We start from the raw sequence: 17249 nt of genomic DNA, 5'->3' as shown, positions 1-17249 counted from the left end.
CCTCGTCCCCGTACGCGACAGCAAAAACCCCCACGGCCCCGCACTCATCCTGCCCACCGCCTCCTGGACCACATTCCTCACAGCCCTCAAGGCATAGGCGCAGGCATACCCAAGATCAGCCCGTCCCCGCGCTGCCGTGGGACGGGCTGATCCATCCCTGTGGAGGACCTCCAGCCATGCGACACAATCCCCTGCCGGCCGAAGGCCGTTGGCGTAAGAGCAGCTACAGCAACACCAACGGGGGCAACTGCGTCGAGATCGCCGAGGACCTCCCCGGCCTCGTCCCCGTACGCGACAGCAAAAACCCCCACGGCCCCGCACTCATCCTGCCCACCGCCTCCTGGACCACATTCCTCACAGCCCTCAAGGCATAGCCACAATCTCCCAGCTCAGGCCGTCCCGGCGCCATCCCGGGACGGCCCGCCTGCTTCGCCCTGAGCGGCGAGCCTCCGTACGGAGGGTGGCAGCAGCAGCCACGTCTGCTTCTCGGACGCGAGAGGAAGCCTCGTACGGCTGCCGCTGCCGCCGTCGTGTAGGCGACCGAGTCACACCGTGCGACGGAACGGCAGGCCTGCCGTTCCGTCGCACGTACCGTTCAGCCCTGACCGCGGCGGGAGACCAGGTGCCGGTAGAACTGCGCGAGCGTCGAGCAGACCACCGGCATGGTCACCAGCGGGGTGATCAGCAGGGCCAGGGTCGGGGGTATGAGGATCTCGATGAGATTGGGCGCGAACTCATTGCCGTTGATCCTGTGCGGCATGAGTGTACGGAGGGGCCCGGCGACGTACGCGAGAAGGAAGCACCCGGCCACCGCCACGGCAGCGGTCAGGACCGCCACCCCGGCCGCCCGGAACCATGAGCCCCGGACCACCGACCAGGAACGGCGCAGCGCGGCGACCGCGGACAGTTCCTCCAGCGCGGCGGCGGCCGGGGCCGCGGAGAGGCGGACGCCCAGGAACGCCCCTGTCCCGGCCAGCAGCAGAGGTACGACGACCCCGAGCAGCATGGTCAGTGGTGCCATCGTGGACAAGCTGTCCATATGGGGATCGACGCCCGGGACCGCGTTCGTGTCGACGGAGGCGGACAGCATGAAGCCGCAGAACGCCGGGCCCAGGGCGACGAGCGCCAGGATGAGTTGGGCTCCGAAGACCGGTCGCAGCCGGGGCCGGGCGAGCCGCCACAACTCACCGGGGGCCAGTGCCCGGCGGTCGGCGGCGCGGGAGGCCGCGACGGCGTGCCCCGCGTGCAGCATCGCGATGACAAAGACCGCCAGGATCAGCAGCAGCGGCAGGACGACCTCGCCAATGGTGGCGATCTTGGGATACGTGGTGGAGTCGTAGCCCACCACCGGATCCTCGTAGGCCCTGTTGGCGTCATCGAACTCCTGAACCTCGACGAAGACGGGCCAGGCCGCGAGGAGTCCGGCCGCGAGGACGATTCCGCCGACGACGGTCGCCACGGCGGTCGCGCGGAGGCTGAGACCGTAGAGCTGACGCCCGTAGCGGGCCAGGACGGAGAAGCCACCGACGAGAACGCCGCCGAAGCTGGGCGGCGGAGACGATACGGGCGGGGGCGACGACGCGGGCCCGGCCTCACGGACGTCGGCCCCGACCTCGCGGACCTCGGCCCCGACCTCGCGGCCGTCCTCCGCCCGCCCCTCCACGCCCTGTTGATCTTGCGCTGTCACGCCGTTCCCCTACCGCTGTGCCTGGTCCTGCCTGTCATCGCGCCGTCCCACGCCCGGTGTTGAGCGAGAGCCGCACGGCGGGCCGAAGTATCGCCGCCGTACCGGGCCGCTGGCAAAAACGATCAGAACAAGAAGAAAACACAGAGGGGAGAACGCGGTTGCCCCGGAGCGGCCCGATCAACGGGACCACTCCGGGGCAACCAGCAATCAGCAATCAGCGACCAGCAACGCGCCTTACGCGTTGACCGGCTCCGGGTCCGGCTCGGACGAAGGAGCCGACGAGGGCGACGACGCCGGCGGATCGGTCGGGCCCTGGTCCCGCTTCCCGTCCCGCTTCGCCGCCTTCTTCTTCGCGCGACGCTCCTTGCGGAGTTCGACCATCGCGTACAGCGTCGGCACGAGCAGCAGCGTGAGCAGCGTCGACGTCACCAGACCGCCGATCACCACCACCGCGAGCGGCTGCGCGATGAAGCCGCCCTCGCCCGTGATGCCCAGAGCCATCGGCAGCAGCGCGAAGATCGTCGCCAGCGCCGTCATCAGGATCGGGCGAAGCCGGTGGCGGCCGCCCTCGATGACCGCGTCGACCACGCTCAGGCCCTGCGACCGGTACTGGTTGATCAGGTCGATCAGCACGATCGCGTTGGTCACCACGATGCCGATCAGCATCAGCATGCCGATCATCGCCGGGACGCCCATCGGCGTACCCGTCAGGATCAGCAGCCCGATCGCGCCGGTCGCCGCGAACGGGATCGACACCAGCAGGATCAGCGGCTGCACCAGCGAACGGAACGTCGCGACCAGCAGCATGAAGACGATCGCGATGGCCGCCAGCATGGCGAGGCCGAGCTGCACGAAGGCGTCGTCCTGGTCCTGCGAGACACCGCCGATGGACGCGGTCGCGCCCTCCGGCAGCTCCAGGGCGTTGATCTTCGTCTGGAGTTCGGTGCTGACCGCGCCGGTGTTGTCACCGACCGGACGGGCCGAGATCGTCGCCGCCCGCGAACCGTCGATCCGGGTCATGGAGACCGGTCCGGGAACCAGCTTCACATCGGCGATCTGGCCCAGCTTCACCGCGCCCAGCGGCAGGTTCTTCAGCTCGGCGATCGTCGTGGCCGGCTCGGCCGAGGTGATGACGACATTACGCTCGGTGTCGTCCAGGATCGCCTTGCCCGACTCGGTGCCGCGCACCGCCTGGCCGACGGCCAGACCGAGCGTCTGGTCGTTGAACCCGGCCTCGGCGGCCTTGGAGTTGGCCTTGACCGAGATACGCGGGACGGACTGCGAGAGGTCGCTCTGCACGTCCGTGACATCGTCCAGCTTCGCGACGGCGTCCCGCACCTCGTCGGCGGCCTTGCGCAGCGTGTCCGCCTCGGAGGCCTTGACCACGACGCTCAGGTCCTGGCTGCCGAAGCCGTCGCCCGCGGCGATCGTCGTCTGGCCGACGCCGTCGAGCTTGGCCAGCTCGTCCTCGATGTGGTCCCGCGTCTTCTCGTACGTCGAGGAGTCCTTCAGGGTCAGCTGGTACGACGCCTGGTTGGCACCCGTACCGCCGCCGAAGGCCGCCATGAAGCCGGAGGAACCGACGGTGACCTGGTAGTTCTTGATCTCGTCGACACCGGAGAGGACCTTCTCGACCTTCTTCGCGGCGGCGTCGGCCGACTCCAGGCTGGTGCCCGGTTCCAACTCCTGCTTGACGGTGAGGACTTCCTGCTCGCCCTGGTCGAAGAAGTTGGTCTTGAGGAGCGGCGCCATGCCGAACGTGCCGAGCAGGACGACAATCGAGAGCGCGACGCTGGTGATCCTGCGCCGGGTCGCGAAGCGCAGCACCGGGACGTACAGCCGCTGGAGCCTGCTGCGGCCTTCCTTCTCCTCCGCCTGGCGGCGGGCTTCGTCGGCGTCGACCCCGGCGACGGCCTTCGGCGGCCGCAGGAACCAGTACGAGAGGACCGGTACGACGGTGAGCGAGACGAGCAGCGAGGCGAGCAGCGCGGCCGTCACGGTCAGGGAGAACGAGCCGAACATCTCGCCGACCATGCCGCCCGTGAGACCGATCGGCAGGAACACCGCGACGGTGGTGAGGGTGGAGGCGGTGACCGCGCCCGCGACCTCCTTGACCGCAGTGAGGATGGCGCTCTCGCGCTCCTCGCCGTAGCCCAGGTGCCGCTTGATGTTCTCCAGGACGACGATCGAGTCGTCCACGACGCGGCCGATCGCGATGGTCAGCGCGCCGAGGGTGAGCATGTTGAGCGACAGGTCACGCGTCCACAGCACGATCAGCGCGAGGACGACGGACAGCGGGATGGAGACCGCGGTGACGATCGTGGAGCGGATCGAGGCCAGGAAGACCAGGATCACGATCACGGCGAAGACCAGGCCGAGCGCGCCCTCGGTGGTCAGTCCGGAGATCGACTTGGAGACGGCCGGGCCCTGGTCGCTGACGACGGTCAGGCCGGCGCCGGAGCCGAGGTCCGTGCGGAGGCCGGGCAGCTTGTCCTTGACCTCGTCCGAGATGGCGACGGCGCTGCCGTCCTTGTCCATCGTGACGGAGACGGCGAGGCTGGGCTTGCCGTCCGTACGGGTCAGGGAGGTCGCGGCGGACGGCTTCTGCTCCACGGTCGCGACGTCACCGAGGCGTACGGGCTCGGGCTGCCGCGCCGAGCCGCCCCCGGCTCCACCGGCCGCACCGGCGGCGCCCGCCTGAGGTGCGATCCGCAGGTCCTCGATCTGCTTCAGCGAGGTGAACCCGCCGCCGACCTGGACCGTACGGCTCTTGCCGTCCTCCGTGAACGAACCGGCCGGGAGGGTCGCGCCGCCCGCCTTGAGGGCCTCGGAGAGCGCCATGGTGTTGAGGCCCGCGGCGGCGAGCTTGCGGTCGTCGGGGGTGACGGAGACCTGGAGGTCCCGGACGCCGTCGACCGTGACCTGTCCGACGCCGTCGATGTCCTCCAGGGTCGGGACGACCGTACGGTCCAACTGGGCGGCCAGCGCCTGCTGGTCCTTGTCGGAGGTGACGGCGAGGACGACGGTCGGGATGTCGTCCGTCGAACCGGCCACGACCTGCGGGTCGACACTGTCCGGAAGCTGGATCCGGGCCCGGTTGACGGCCTGCTGGATATCGGCGACGAGCTGCTTGGTGTCGCTGCCCCCGAAGTCGAAGCTGGCCATGATCACGGCGTTGCCTTCGCTCGCCGTGGAGGTGATGCCGCTGATGCCGTCAACGGTCTTGATGGAGTTCTCGAGCGGTTCGACGACCTGCTTCTCGACCACATCGGGGGAGGCGCCCTGGTAGGGGGCGAGCACCGACACCATCGGGAGTTCGATGGAAGGCAGCAGCTGCTGCTTGAGCTGGGGTATCGCGATGGCCCCGAAGACGATCGCAATGATCGACATCAGCCCTATCAGGGCCCGTTGCGCGAGGCTGAATTTCGACAGCCAGGACATTGGGTCTCTCTTCTGTGGTGTACGCGGCAGGCTTTGGTGGTGTACGCGGCAGGTGGGCGCGGTGGCCCGGTCGCGGGCGGGCCGCGGTGGTCGGGTCCGCGGTGGTCGGGTCCGCGAGTGGTCCGGACCGCAAGTGGTCCGGACCGCAGGTAGTCAGGTCCGCAAGTGGTCAGGTCCGCAAGTGGTCAGGTCCGCAAGTGGTCAGGTTCGCGGGTGATCCGGACCGCACGTGGTCCGGACCGCAGGTGATGAAGTCCGCAGGTGATGAGGTCCGCAGATGGTCTTTCGGTACGGAACGCCCCCGGTCGGCCCATGGGGGGGCCGACCGTCTCGGGTCTGTCCGTCGCAGAGTTTCCCCGTTACGGATGACCCGTTGGTGGAACGGAGGGGAACAAACGCCCCTCTATACGATCAGCCATCCGAGGCGGCCGAATCGTAGGTCCCAGGTCCAGTTCCTTATACGCCGCATACCGCGCCTGTAGTACGTGAGGGCGGGCCTTCACTCCACCCTTGGACGTACCAGGCCCGATTCGTACGCGATTACCACCAATTGGGCGCGATCACGGGCGCCGAGTTTCGCCATCGCACGGTTCACATGGGTCTTGACGGTCAGCGGACTGACCGCCAGACGCTCCGCGATCCCGTCGTTCGAGTGGCCGCCGGCGACCTGGACGAGGACCTCGCGCTCCCGCACGGTGAGGGCCGCCAGCCGCTCGGAGTGCCTCGCCGCCCCGGAGCCGTCTTCGGCCGAACCGCCGCCCTGGGCCAGGAAAGTGGCGATGAGACCCTTCGTCGCGACGGGCGACAGCAGCGCCTCGCCGGCCGCGGCGATCCGGATGGCGTTGAGCAGTTCCTCCGGCTCCGCGCCCTTGCCCAGGAAGCCGGAGGCCCCCGCGCGCAGCGACTGCACCACGTACTCGTCGACCTCGAACGTCGTCAGCATGACGACCCGTACCCCGGCGAGATCCGGATCCGCGCTGATCATGCGGGTGGCGGCGAGGCCGTCCGTACCGGGCATCCGGATGTCCATCAGGACGACATCCGCGCGGGCGGAACGGGCGATGTCCACGGCCTGCGCGCCGTCGGCTGCCTCCCCGACGACCTCCATGTCGGGCTCCGAGTCCACCAGCACGCGGAACGCGCTGCGCAGCAGCGTCTGGTCGTCGGCGAGCACCACCCTGATCGTCATGTGTCCTCCCCCGTACGGGTCTTGACCGGCACCGGCAGTATCGCCTGGACACGGAAGCCGCCGCCGAAGCGGGGTCCCGCGGTGAGGGTGCCGCCGAGGGCGCCGACGCGCTCGCGCATGCCGATGAGGCCGTGGCCGCCGCCTTCGGTGTGGTCGGTGTGGTCGGTGTGGGCCGCGGTCGCTCCGAGGGGGGCGGGCCCGCCCGCGCCGGTGTCCAGGACCGTTATCTCGACCGTTGTGCCGACCCGTACGACACTGACCTCGGCCTTCGCCGAGGGACCCGCGTGCTTGCGCACATTGGTCAGCGCCTCCTGGATGATCCGGTACGCGGCGAGGTCGACAGCCGCGGGAAGCCGGCGAGCGGTATCCGCCGCCTCGTCCACGGTCCCGTCCGCGGTCTCGTCCGCCGTCTCGTCCACGGCGAAGTCCACGGGCAGTCCCGCGTTACGGAACGTGTCGAGGAGCCCGTCCAGATGCGCCAGCCCGGGCGCCGGTTCGGTGGGTGCCTCCGGGTCGCCGGACTGACGCAACAGCCCGACGGTGGCGCGCAGTTCGTTCAGCGCCGAACGGCTCGCCTCCCGGACGTGGGCCAGGGCCTCCTTGGCCTGGTCCGGCCGCTTGTCCATCACATGGGAGGCCACCCCGGCCTGGACGTTGACCAGGGCGATGTGGTGCGCGACGACATCGTGCAGATCGCGCGCTATCCGCAACCGCTCCTCGGCGACCCGGCGCCGGGCCTCCTCCTCACGGGTGCGTTCGGCGCGTTCGGCACGTTCACGTATGGCGTGGACGAAGGCCCGGCGACTGCGTACGGCATCACCCGCGGCGCTCGCCATACCGGTCCAGGCGAAGATCCCCAGATTCTCCTGCGCGTACCAGGGCCCCGGGCTGAACCCCATCGGGATCACGGACAGCACGGTCACGGTCGCGAAACCGACGCGCCAGGTGGTCGGGCGGTCGGTGTGCCCGGCGACGGTGTAGAGCGCGATGGCGGCGGTGAAGACGACGGGGGCGGGCGGATAGCCCGTGAGGAGCTCGGTGAGGGTCAGCCCGCTGGCGCAGAACAGTACGGGCATCGGGGCACGGCGACGGAAGACCAGCGAGGCGGCTCCGAGCACCATGAGTACGACGCTGAGGGTGCTGGGGGTATGGGAGCCGAAGGACGGGCCGGGGCGGTGGGGACCTTCGCCGTGACCGCTGAACGATCCCCCGAGCATGCAGGCGAGGACGACTACGGCCATGGCCGCGTCGGCCGCGAGGGGGTGCGTGCGCACGGTGTGGCGGGTGCGGGCGAACGCGGTTCCTAGGGGGGTCACGTCTGGCAACGGTACGGTGTCGCCGTCCGGCGGGGGTGCGGGGCGCCGTCCGGCGGGGGCGGGGCGGGCGCGGGGTGCGGTGTCGCCGTCCGGCGGGGTGCGGGGGCGGGGCGTGCCGTTGTGGGTGCGGGGGCCGGGGGCTCCGGAGGCGCATGTCCGGACTGCATGATTTACGCCGCGTGCGGGTTTCGTGGTCGGCTTACGGGCCGGTGTGCGGCACAAATCACGCTCTACGTCCGGACACGTCACTTCCTGCGCCCCCGTCCCCCTACCGCCGGTCACCCGACTGCGGGCCGCCTCTCGGTTCTGTACGGCCGCATCCCGGGTGGGGGGTGGGGTGATCTCTTCGTATGCGGGCGGACACAAGCAACCCCCCGCCTGTGGCGGGGGGTTGCTTGTGGAGTGGTGGGCGTCGGGAGCGCGTCAGATCGAGGGGATCAGGCCCTCGTCGTTCAGCAGCTCGCGGACTTCCTCAAGGGTGGCGTCCGGAGCGGGCAGGATCAGTTCGGACGGCTCCAGGGAGTCGTCCGGCAGCGGCTCGCCGAGTTCGCGCACCTTGGCCAGGAGCGCGTGGAAAGTACGGCGGAAGCCGTCCCCGTCCCCACCCCTGACTTCGGCCAGCAGCTCGTCGTCGAGCTTGTTCAGGTCGGCGAAGTGGCTGTCGGCCAGCTTCACCTGGCCCTCCCCCATGATCCGTACGATCATGACGAGTCCCTACTGTTTGTCGAATTTGTGCTGGCTCGGCGGTGCGTCCTGGGTGTCGGACTGACCGCCCTCGATCGCCTGCTTCGAGGACTCGCCGCCCGCCAGCTCCGCCTTCATACGCTGGAGTTCCAGCTCGACATCCGTACCGCCGGAGATCCGGTCCAGCTCGGCGGCGATGTCGTCCTTCGCCATCCCGGACTGGTCGTCCAGGGCGCCGGAGGCGAGGAGCTCGTCGATCGCGCCGGCCCGTGCCTGGAGCTGCGCGGTCTTGTCCTCCGCCCGCTGGATCGCCATGCCGACGTCGCCCATCTCCTCGGAGATGCCCGAGAAGGCCTCCCCGATCCGGGTCTGCGCCTGCGCGGCGGTGTAGGTGGCCTTGATCGTCTCCTTCTTCGTACGGAAGGCGTCGACCTTGGTCTGGAGGCGCTGCGCGGCGAGCGTGAGCTTCTCCTCCTCGCCCTGGAGGGTCTGGTGCTGCGTCTCCAGGTCGGTGACCTGCTGCTGAAGCGCCGCGCGGCGGGAGAGCGCTTCTCGCGCCAGGTCCTCCCGGCCGAGCGCCAGTGCCTTGCGGCCCTGCTCCTCCAGCTTGGACGACTGGCCCTGCAGCTGGTTCAGCTGCAACTCCAGCCGCTTGCGCGACGTCGCCACATCGGCGACACCGCGGCGTACCTTCTGCAGCAGTTCGAGCTGCTTCTGGTACGAGTAGTCGAGGGTCTCGCGCGGATCCTCAGCCCGGTCAAGGGCCTTGTTTGCCTTCGCGCGGAAGATCATTCCCATACGTTTCATGACACCGCTCATGGGCTTCGCGCGCCCCCTTCTGACGGACTCCAGCTCCAGCACTCCAACAGAACCCACAGTACGGGCCCTGCCTCTATTACCGCACTGTTCCAGCTCGGATGCGCTCCTCCCCAAGGACGACTGCGATGCCTCCGTGATCCGGCGCAGGGAGTAGATGACCATCAGGGAAAGGGGCGGCGACGTCCCCGTCTGTCCGGGGTGGACACACGGTGTCCGGATAAAGGCACAGGCCGTTGCGGGATCGTTCCCGGCGGGGGTGGGGTCCAACCGCGGCACCCCGTATCCTTGGGCTTTGTGTTCCGTAGCCGTTCCAAAGAAGAGAAGGCCGCCGCCACCTCGGTGAGTGCGGACCTCTCCACGCAGCCCCGCAATCCGCAGGCCCCCAAGGGCCGCCCGACCCCCAAGCGCAGTGAGGCGCAGACGCAGCGGCGTCGCGCCTCCACGACGCCGACCGACCGCAAGACGGCCATGAAGCGCCAGCGTGAGGCACGCCGCGCGGACATGGCCAAGCAGCGCGAGGCGCTGGCGAGCGGCGACGAGCGCTATCTGCCCGTCCGCGACAAGGGGCCGGTGCGCCGCTTCGTCCGCGATTACGTCGACTCCCGCTTCTGCATCGCGGAGTTCTTCCTGCCGCTCGCGGTGGTGATCCTGGTGCTCAGCATGGTCAGGGTGGGCCAGCTCCAGAACATCGCGCTGTTGCTCTGGCTCGGTGTGATCGTGCTGATCGTCGTCGACTCGATCGGCATCTTCATCCGGCTGAGGAAGCAGCTCGCCGAGCGCTTCCCGGACTCTCCCAAGCGCGGTGCTGTGGCGTACGGCCTGATGCGTACGCTCCAGATGCGTCGGCTGCGACTGCCCAAGCCGCAGGTCAAGCGCGGAGAGCGGCCCTGAGCACGGACGTCTCCGGTTTCGCGGGCGGCTCGGCCACCTGGCTGGCCGGTCTCGGCGGACTGCGCAATGTCGTACGTCAGGAGCTCGTCGCGCGCCAGCTCGACGAGCAGATAGCCGGTCGCTTCCCGGTCGGGCAGCGGCTGCGCGTCCTGGATGTCGGCATGGGGCAGGGCACCCAGGCCCTGCGGCTGGCCCGGGGCGGGCACGCGGTGACCGGGCTGGAGTCCGACGCCGGGATGCTCGCCACGGCCCGCGAGGCGCTCGCCACCGAGCCCGCGGGCATACGCGAGCGGGTCCGCCTGATCGAGGGCGACGGCCTGGAGACCGGCGTGCACTTCCTGCCCGGAAGCTTCGACGTGGTCCTCTGCCACGGCGTACTGATGTACGTCAGGGAGCCGGACGCGCTCCTCGCGGGCCTGGCCAGGATGCTGGCGCCGGGCGGCCTGCTGTCGCTGCTCGTACGGAACGCGGACACGCTGGCCCTGCGGCCCGGCCTGAACGGGGACTGGGCGGGGTCGCTGAGCGCCTTCGACACGGACACGTACACCAACCGGCTGGGGCTGCGGGTACGAGCCGACCGGCTGGACACGCTCACCTCGACGATGGCGGGCATCGCCGCGCCCCTGCACACCTGGTACGGCGTGCGCGTCTTCACGGACGGCGCCGCCGACGGCGCGGAGCCGCCGGCCGGGGACGAGCTGGAACAGCTGCTGACGGCCGAGGACCGGGCGGGGCGGACGGAGCCGTACCGCAGGGTCGCGGCGCTGCTGCATCTGTTCGGGGTCCGCGGCTGAGGCTGCCGAAACATTGAGTTGACGGGCCGGGTGGGAGGCGGAAGCCGATTCCCGCCCGGCCCGTGTCAGATCCCACGCGGCCCGTGTCAGATTCCACCCGGCCCGTGTCAGGTGGCCGGCCTCCGTATGCGTCCCCTCCGTCGTGAGCAGAAGAGAGACCGACGGCAGCGGTGGCAGTGGCGACAGACCCGACGGCGGGCGGAACGGTGCGCCACGTGCGCGGGAGAGCGCCCGGCAAACGCCCAAACTGTCCGCCCGGGAGACCTGGCAGGCGCTGTACCTGCATTTCCGGCCGCATCGCGGGACGGTCGCCCTCGGCGCGTTCCTCGCCCTGATCGGCGCCGCGAGCGGGCTGGCCCAGCCGCTCGCCGCCAAGGCCCTGGTCGACCGGCTCGACGAGGACGGTTCGATCGCCGGAATCCTGCTGCTGCTCACCGGTCTGGTGCTGTTCGGTACGGCGATCGAGGCGGTCGCCTCGTACCTCCTGGAGCGGACCGCCGAATCCGTCGTCCTCGCCGCCCGCCGCACCCTGATCGGGCGGCTGCTGCGGTTGCGGCTGCCCGAGGTCGAGCGGACCCAGCCGGGCGATCTGATGTCCCGGGTCACCTCGGACACCACCCTGCTGCGCGCGGTGACGACCCAGTCGATCGTCTCGGCGGGCACCGGAAGTCTCGCGTTCCTCGCGACGATCGTGCTGATGGGCGTGATGGACCCGGTGCTGCTCGGGGTCACGCTCGGTGTGATCGTGCTGATCGGTGGCGCTGTCGCCCTGGTGATGCCCAGGATCTCGGAGGCGACGAAGCGCTCGCAGGAGGCGGTGGGTCATATGTCCACCGTGCTGGAGCGGGCCTTCGGAGCGTTCCGTACGGTCAAGGCCTCGGGCGCCGAGGAACGGGAGACCGCGGTCGTGGAAGCGGCGGCCCTGGACGCGTGGCGGCACGGGGTGAAGGCCGCGAAATGGCAGTCGCTGGCCGGGACTTCGGTCGGACTCGCCGTACAGGTGTCGTTCCTGGCGGTGCTGGGGATCGGCGGGGCGCGGGTGGCCTCGGGGGCCATCTCCGTATCGACGCTCGTCGCCTTCCTGCTGTTCCTGTTCTATCTGATCGACCCGGTGTCGAAGCTGGTGGAGGCGGTGACGCAGTACCAGGTGGGGACGGCGGCCGTCGCCCGGATCGCGGAGGCGGAGCGGCTGGAGACGGAGACGCTGGGGGCGGAGACGGACGGGACCGGTGGTGGTCCCGCGTCCGTGGTCTTCGAGGACGTCACCTTCCGGTACCGCGAGGAGCTTCCGTACATCCATCACGGCGTCTCCTTCGAGGTGCCGGGGCCCGGGATGACGGCCTTCGTCGGGCCGTCGGGCGCGGGCAAGACGACCGTCTTCGGGCTGCTGGAACGGTTCTACGAGGCCGTCGGCGGCCGGATCCTGGTCGACGGCAAGGACATACGCGACTGGCCGCTCACCGAACTGCGCGCCGCCATCGGCTACGTCGAGCAGGACGCGCCCGTACTGGCCGGGACGCTGCGCGAGAATCTGGTCTTCGCCGCCCCGGGCGCCACCGACGAGGAGATCCGGGAGGTCCTCGTACGGGCCAGGCTCGACGCGCTCGTGGAGCGGCTGCCGGACGGGCTGGAGACCCTGGTCGGCCATCGCGGTTCCAAGCTCTCGGGCGGGGAGCGGCAGCGCGTGGCGATCGCGCGGGCGCTGCTGCGCAAGCCCCGGCTGCTGCTCCTGGACGAGGCGACGTCCCAGCTGGACGCGGTCAACGAGATGGCGCTGCGGGACGTGGTGGCGGAGGTGGCCGGGGAGGTGACGGTCCTGGTGGTGGCGCACCGGCTGTCGACGGTGACGCTCGCCGACCGGATCGTGGTGATGGACGCGGGTGTGGTGCGGACGGTCGGGACGCACGACGAACTGGTGGCGAACGACCCGCTGTACGGGGAGCTCGCGGCGACCCAGTTCCTGGCGGCCGCGCGCTGAGCCGGATGCCTGCCGGCGATGGGTTTGTGCCGCACCGCCGATCAGGGGCGGGGCACCCTGATCGGCGGTGCAGCACAGGCCATACCAGTACGACAAAAGGGATACTCCGGCCATGGATGCCATGGATGCCTCCCTTCCCCGCCGCCGGACGCGCCGCCCGCTGCTGTCCCTGTCGGCCGGAATCTGCGCCATCGCCCTGATCGGCGGCTGCTCCGGCGCGGGCTTCGGCGCGTCACACTCCGGCATCGGCGGCTTCGGCACCACGGGGTCGGAGATGTCCGACGCGGCGGCACAGGCCGCCGCACGGCGCTCCGTCAACGACCTGCAGACGGACTACGAGACGGTGATCAAGAACGTACTGCCGTCGGTCGTCCAGATCGAAGCCGGCGACAGCCTGGGTTCGGGCATCGTCTACGACGGGCGGGGCGACATCGTCACCAACGCCCATGTGATCGGACACCACAAGACCTTCTCGGTGACCGTCGCAACCGGCGAACAGCCGCTCCGGGCCAAGCTCGTCTCCAGCTACCCGCAGCAGGATCTCGCCGTCATCAAGCTGGAGAAGGTCCCGAAGGGCCTGAAGGCCGCGGTTTTCGGCGACACGTCCAAGGTCGCGGTCGGCCAGATCGTACTGGCCATGGGCTCTCCACTCGGCCTGTCGAGCAGCGTCACCCAGGGCATCGTCTCGGCGGTCGGCCGGACCGTCAGCGAGAGCCAGGCGGGCGGCGGGACGGGCGCCACGATCGCCAACATGGTGCAGACCTCCGCCGCGATCAACCCGGGCAACAGCGGTGGCGCGCTGGTCAATCTGAACAGCGAGGTGATCGGCATCCCGACCCTGGCCGCGACCGACTCGCAGATGGGCAACAGCGCCGCGCCCGGCATCGGCTTCGCGATCCCCGCGTCGATGGTGAAGACCGTCGCCGACCAGATCATCAAGTACGGGAAGGTCACCGACTCGGGCCGGGCGGCCCTGGGCATCACCGGCCGTACGGTGCTCGACCACAACCTCCGGCCGGCCGGGGTCGCGGTCGTCTCGACCAAGAAGGGTGGCGCGGCGGCCGACGCGGGGATCAAGGCCGGAGACATCATCACCCGGCTCGGCCGCACGCCGGTCACCACGATCGCCTCACTGACGGAGGCCATCGCGACGAACAAGCCGGGGCAGAAGACCAAGCTGACGTATGTGCGGGACGGGGCGAAGAAGACGGTGGAGATCACGTTCGGCGAGATGTGAAACGCGCCCCCAACCACCACCGGCGCGCAGGCGGGCAACCGTCGGGAGGGGGACGGGGGCGCAGGAGGTGACGTGTCCGGACGTAGAGCGTGATTTGTGCCGCACACCGGCCCGCACTCGACCACGAGACCCGCAGGCGGCGTAAATCATGCAGTCCGGACATGCGCCTCCGGAGCCACCGGCCCCCGCACCCACCACACACCGCGCACCCCGCGCCCGCCCCGCCGCACGGCGACACCGCACCCCGCCGGACGGCGACAAGGCGCCCACGGAACCGTTCCGTGGGCGCCTCGCCTCGCGTACGGTCAGCTCCCGTCGGCCCGCAGACTCATCGGCCCGTAGATCTTGCTGCCGTCGTCGTACAGCGAGACCTGCTCCGCGCCTCCGTCCAGGAGTTCCTTCCACACCTCGCCGACCCAGGACTCCGCGTCCCCCTGCGTGGTGAACTCCTCCGGCTCCACCGCGGGTGGAACCTCCGTCCCGTCAGCCTTCTCGAACCGCCACATCCACGCCATGTGCGCCTCCCGGGTCCTACGGACTGATCAATTTCCTGCCCGCAGCGTAGCCGGACGCGCACCGTACGCGGCGGCGCGGGAGGATCGTCTCCGTGGAACTGACTCTGCTCGGCACCGGAGCCCCCTCCGGACTCCCCCGCCCCCACTGCCCCTGCGCCGCGTGCGCCACCGCTCGCGGCGACCAGGCCCGCGCCGCGACCTCACTGCTGGTCGACGGCGTTCTGCTGCTGGACCTGACACCCGGGGCCGCACTCGCCGCGGCCCGTGCGGGGCACACCCTCACGGGCGTACGACAGGTGCTGCTCACCCATCCGCACGACGGACCCGCGGTGGAACTCCCGGCGGGGCTGCCCCCGGCGGGGAGGGTGGCGGACGGGCGGGTACTGACGCTGCTCAGCGGGCACCGGGTGCGGGCGGTGGCGATGGACGCGCCGGGCACGGGGTACGAGGTGACGGCGCCGGGGGGTGAGCGGCTGCTCTACCTGCCACCGGGGGGCGCCCCGGCCGGGGTCTCCGCAGGGGTGTTCGCGCCTGCCGGAGACTCATCCGGGAAGCCCTCCGGGGTGTCCGCCGACACCGGCCGGACGGCCCCGTCGACCTCGTCCGGCGCGTCCGCCTCGTCCGCCTCGTCCGCCCCGTCCACCGCGCTCGCCTCTCCGGCGAAGGCTCCGTACGACATGGTGGCCGCCGACGTCACCGGACGGCCCGACGCGGTGGCGCGGCTCCGGGCGGCCGGGGCGATCGGCGTCTCCACCGACATCGTCGCCGTCCACCTCGACCACGACGTACCGCCCGGCGCCGAACTGGACCGCCGGCTCGCGGCGGCGGGCGCACGGGCCGTTCCCGACGGTACGACGCTGACGGTCGGCGCCTACCACCCCGTACCGGACGTACCCCGGCGCACGCTGGTGACGGGCGGGGCGCGCTCGGGCAAGTCCTGGGAGGCCGAGCGGCGGCTGGAGGCGTTCCCCGGGGTGCTGTACGTGGCGACCGGCGGCACCCGCGAGGGCGACCCGGAGTGGGACGCCCGGGTCCGCACCCACCGCGACCGCCGGCCCGGCTCCTGGCGTACCGCCGAGACCTGCGACCTCGTGCCCCTGCTCGCGGCCGAGGGGCCCCCGCTGCTGATCGACTGCCTGTCGCTGTGGCTGACGGACGCGATGGACCGGGTGAACGCCTGGGACGACGCGGCGTGGGCGGGGGGCGGCGAGAAGGCGCTGCGGGAGCGGATGTCGGAGCTGGCCGAGGCGGTACGGGGCACGCGGCGCACGGTGGTCGCGGTGACGAACGAAGTGGGGTCGGGCGTGGTGCCGGCGACGGCGTCGGGACGGCGGTTCCGGGACGAGCTGGGGCGGCTGAACTCGGCGGTGGCGGCGGAGTGCGAGCGGGTGCTGCTGGTGGTGGCGGGGCAGGCGGTGACGCTGCGGTAGTCGCGGCGCGGCTTCCGCTGGGCCCCGTCCGGGGGTCGATCTCGCTCCCGTCGGGAAGGCGGGGCCTGCGGGAAGTTAGTGTCTGCGGATGAGCTCGCTTAATCTCGATGACTTCTCCGATCTGATCGAGCGCCCCGACAGCGGTACGCGGCGTGATGCCGAGGAACGCCGGGAGCGGCTGACCGTGTTGCCCGGGGCTCTCGGGCGCCTCGACGAGCTGGGCGAATGGCTCTCCGCCGCGCAGGGCTCCGTACCGGTCAAGCCTCTTCGACAACCGCGCGTGGTGCTGTTCGCCGGTGATCACGGGGTGGCCGCTCTCGATGTCTCGGGGCGGCCGGCCGGCAGTGCGCATCAGCTGGTCCGGGCCGTGCTGGAGGGGGCGAGCCCCGTCGCCGTGCTGGCCCGGCGGGCGGAGGTGCCGGTGCGGATCGTGGACGCCGGTCTCGACTGTGCACCGGAACTGCTGCCCGACGAGGTCGTACGCCACCGGGTGCGGCGCGGCAGCGGGCGTATCGACATCGAGGACGCGCTGACCGCGGAGGAGGCCGAGCGGGCCGTACGGCTCGGGATGGCGATCGCCGACGAGGAGGCGGACTCCGGTACGGATCTGGTCGTGCTCGGCGATCTGAGCGTCGGCGGCACCACCTCGGCGGCCACGCTGATCGCCGCGCTGTGCGGCACGGACGCGTCCGTGGTCACCGGGCGCGGCGGCGTGGGCATCGACGACCTGGCGTGGATGCGTAAGTGCGCGGCCGTACGGGACGCGTTGCGGCGGGCGCGGCCGGTGCTCGGCGACCAGTTGGAGCTGCTGGCGGCGGTGGGCGGCGCGGACATGGCCGCGATGACCGGGTTCCTGCTCCAGAGCGCGGTGCGGCGGATGCCGGTGATCCTGGACGGTGTGGTGTCGGCGGCCTGCGCGCTGGTGGGCCAGCGGGCGGCGTTCCGGGCTCCCGACTGGTGGCTGGCGGGGCAGTTGAGCGGGGAGCCCGCGCAGGCGAAGGCGCTGGACCGGATGGCGCTCAATCCGCTGCTGGACCAGGGGGTCACCGTCGGCGAGGGGGCCGGGGCGCTGCTCGCGCTGCCGCTCGTCCAGGCCGCGGCCGCTCTCGCGGCGGAGCTGCCGGAGCGTCCGGAGCCGGAGGAGGACGTGGCGGACGAGGCGGACGAGGCGGACGAGGCGGACGGAGCGGCGGCCGTGGAGGAGCCGGTGGCTGCCGAGGAGACGGTGGGCAAGAGCGTTTAGCTCGGTTTGCGAGACGCACGCGCCG

General features: G+C 70.9%; 15 protein-coding genes. 8 read left to right on the top strand and 7 right to left on the bottom strand.

What is annotated here, in order from left to right:
- Positions 1-97: DUF397 domain-containing protein (locus ACIQD6_RS13525; protein WP_401881744.1), on the top strand; the 97-nt coding region annotated here is incomplete at its 5' end.
- Between the two features lie 79 nt (positions 98-176).
- Positions 177-374, top strand: a complete 198-nt coding sequence (locus ACIQD6_RS13520) for a DUF397 domain-containing protein (RefSeq protein ID WP_401881540.1) — start codon at positions 177-179, stop codon at positions 372-374.
- Positions 375-595: 221 nt separating this feature from the next.
- Here the strand turns inward: ACIQD6_RS13520 and ACIQD6_RS13515 are convergent, their stop codons facing one another.
- The 6 genes from ACIQD6_RS13515 to ACIQD6_RS13490 form a co-directional block, all read right to left on the bottom strand.
- Positions 596-1687, bottom strand: a complete 1092-nt coding sequence (locus ACIQD6_RS13515; RefSeq protein ID WP_401881538.1) for a hypothetical protein — start codon at positions 1685-1687, stop codon at positions 596-598.
- A gap of 234 nt (positions 1688-1921) precedes the next feature.
- On the bottom strand, positions 1922-5128 hold the full coding sequence (locus ACIQD6_RS13510) for an efflux RND transporter permease subunit (RefSeq protein WP_401881536.1): 3207 nt from the start codon (positions 5126-5128) through the stop codon (positions 1922-1924).
- A gap of 499 nt (positions 5129-5627) precedes the next feature.
- Entirely contained in the window at positions 5628-6317 is a 690-nt protein-coding gene (locus ACIQD6_RS13505) for a response regulator (protein WP_401881534.1), read from the bottom strand.
- Entirely contained in the window at positions 6314-7633 is a 1320-nt protein-coding gene (locus ACIQD6_RS13500; RefSeq protein ID WP_401881532.1) for a sensor histidine kinase, read from the bottom strand. Before ACIQD6_RS13500 ends, ACIQD6_RS13505 begins: the two co-directional genes overlap by 4 nt.
- A 423-nt stretch (positions 7634-8056) precedes the next feature.
- Positions 8057-8338 carry a hypothetical protein gene (locus ACIQD6_RS13495; protein WP_401881530.1) on the bottom strand — a complete coding sequence of 94 codons (282 nt, stop codon included), beginning with the start codon at positions 8336-8338 and terminating at the stop codon, positions 8057-8059.
- A 9-nt stretch (positions 8339-8347) separates the two neighbouring features.
- Positions 8348-9136: a PspA/IM30 family protein gene (locus ACIQD6_RS13490; RefSeq protein ID WP_401881528.1), complete on the bottom strand. Its 789-nt coding sequence runs from the start codon at positions 9134-9136 to the stop codon at positions 8348-8350.
- A 294-nt stretch (positions 9137-9430) separates the two neighbouring features.
- Between ACIQD6_RS13490 and ACIQD6_RS13485 the strand changes: the two genes are divergently transcribed.
- The 4 genes from ACIQD6_RS13485 (at position 9431) to ACIQD6_RS13470 (ending at position 14036) form a co-directional block, all read left to right on the top strand.
- Positions 9431-10027, top strand: a complete 597-nt coding sequence (locus ACIQD6_RS13485; protein ID WP_401881526.1) for a DUF3043 domain-containing protein — start codon at positions 9431-9433, stop codon at positions 10025-10027.
- A 41-nt stretch (positions 10028-10068) separates the two neighbouring features.
- Positions 10069-10821: a class I SAM-dependent methyltransferase gene (locus tag ACIQD6_RS13480; protein ID WP_401881742.1), complete on the top strand. Its 753-nt coding sequence runs from the start codon at positions 10069-10071 to the stop codon at positions 10819-10821.
- 247 nt (positions 10822-11068) lie between these two features.
- Positions 11069-12799, top strand: a complete 1731-nt coding sequence (locus ACIQD6_RS13475; protein ID WP_401881740.1) for an ABC transporter ATP-binding protein — start codon at positions 11069-11071, stop codon at positions 12797-12799.
- A gap of 121 nt (positions 12800-12920) precedes the next feature.
- Positions 12921-14036 carry a S1C family serine protease gene (locus tag ACIQD6_RS13470; RefSeq protein WP_401881738.1) on the top strand — a complete coding sequence of 372 codons (1116 nt, stop codon included), beginning with the start codon at positions 12921-12923 and terminating at the stop codon, positions 14034-14036.
- A gap of 305 nt (positions 14037-14341) precedes the next feature.
- Here ACIQD6_RS13470 and ACIQD6_RS13465 read toward each other — a convergent pair whose 3' ends face one another.
- Positions 14342-14551, bottom strand: a complete 210-nt coding sequence (locus ACIQD6_RS13465; RefSeq protein ID WP_401881524.1) for a hypothetical protein — start codon at positions 14549-14551, stop codon at positions 14342-14344.
- Between the two features lie 92 nt (positions 14552-14643).
- Between ACIQD6_RS13465 and ACIQD6_RS13460 the strand changes: the two genes are divergently transcribed.
- Together ACIQD6_RS13460 and cobT are read left to right on the top strand one after the other, a co-directional pair.
- Positions 14644-15981 (top strand): bifunctional adenosylcobinamide kinase/adenosylcobinamide-phosphate guanylyltransferase, encoded by a 1338-nt coding sequence (locus ACIQD6_RS13460; protein WP_401881522.1) that lies wholly within the window; start codon positions 14644-14646, stop codon positions 15979-15981.
- Between the two features lie 88 nt (positions 15982-16069).
- The gene (cobT, locus tag ACIQD6_RS13455) at positions 16070-17224 is read left to right on the top strand and encodes a nicotinate-nucleotide--dimethylbenzimidazole phosphoribosyltransferase (RefSeq protein ID WP_401881521.1); all 1155 of its coding nucleotides are present in this window, start codon (positions 16070-16072) and stop codon (positions 17222-17224) included.
- Positions 17225-17249: the final 25 nt, after the last annotated feature.

It is taken from the genome of Streptomyces sp. NPDC088400 (genome assembly GCF_044753355.1).
Taxonomy (GTDB): domain Bacteria; phylum Actinomycetota; class Actinomycetes; order Streptomycetales; family Streptomycetaceae; genus Streptomyces.
Note: the sequence above shows the minus strand (reverse complement) of the source record. Positions and strands in the feature narration are given on the sequence as shown.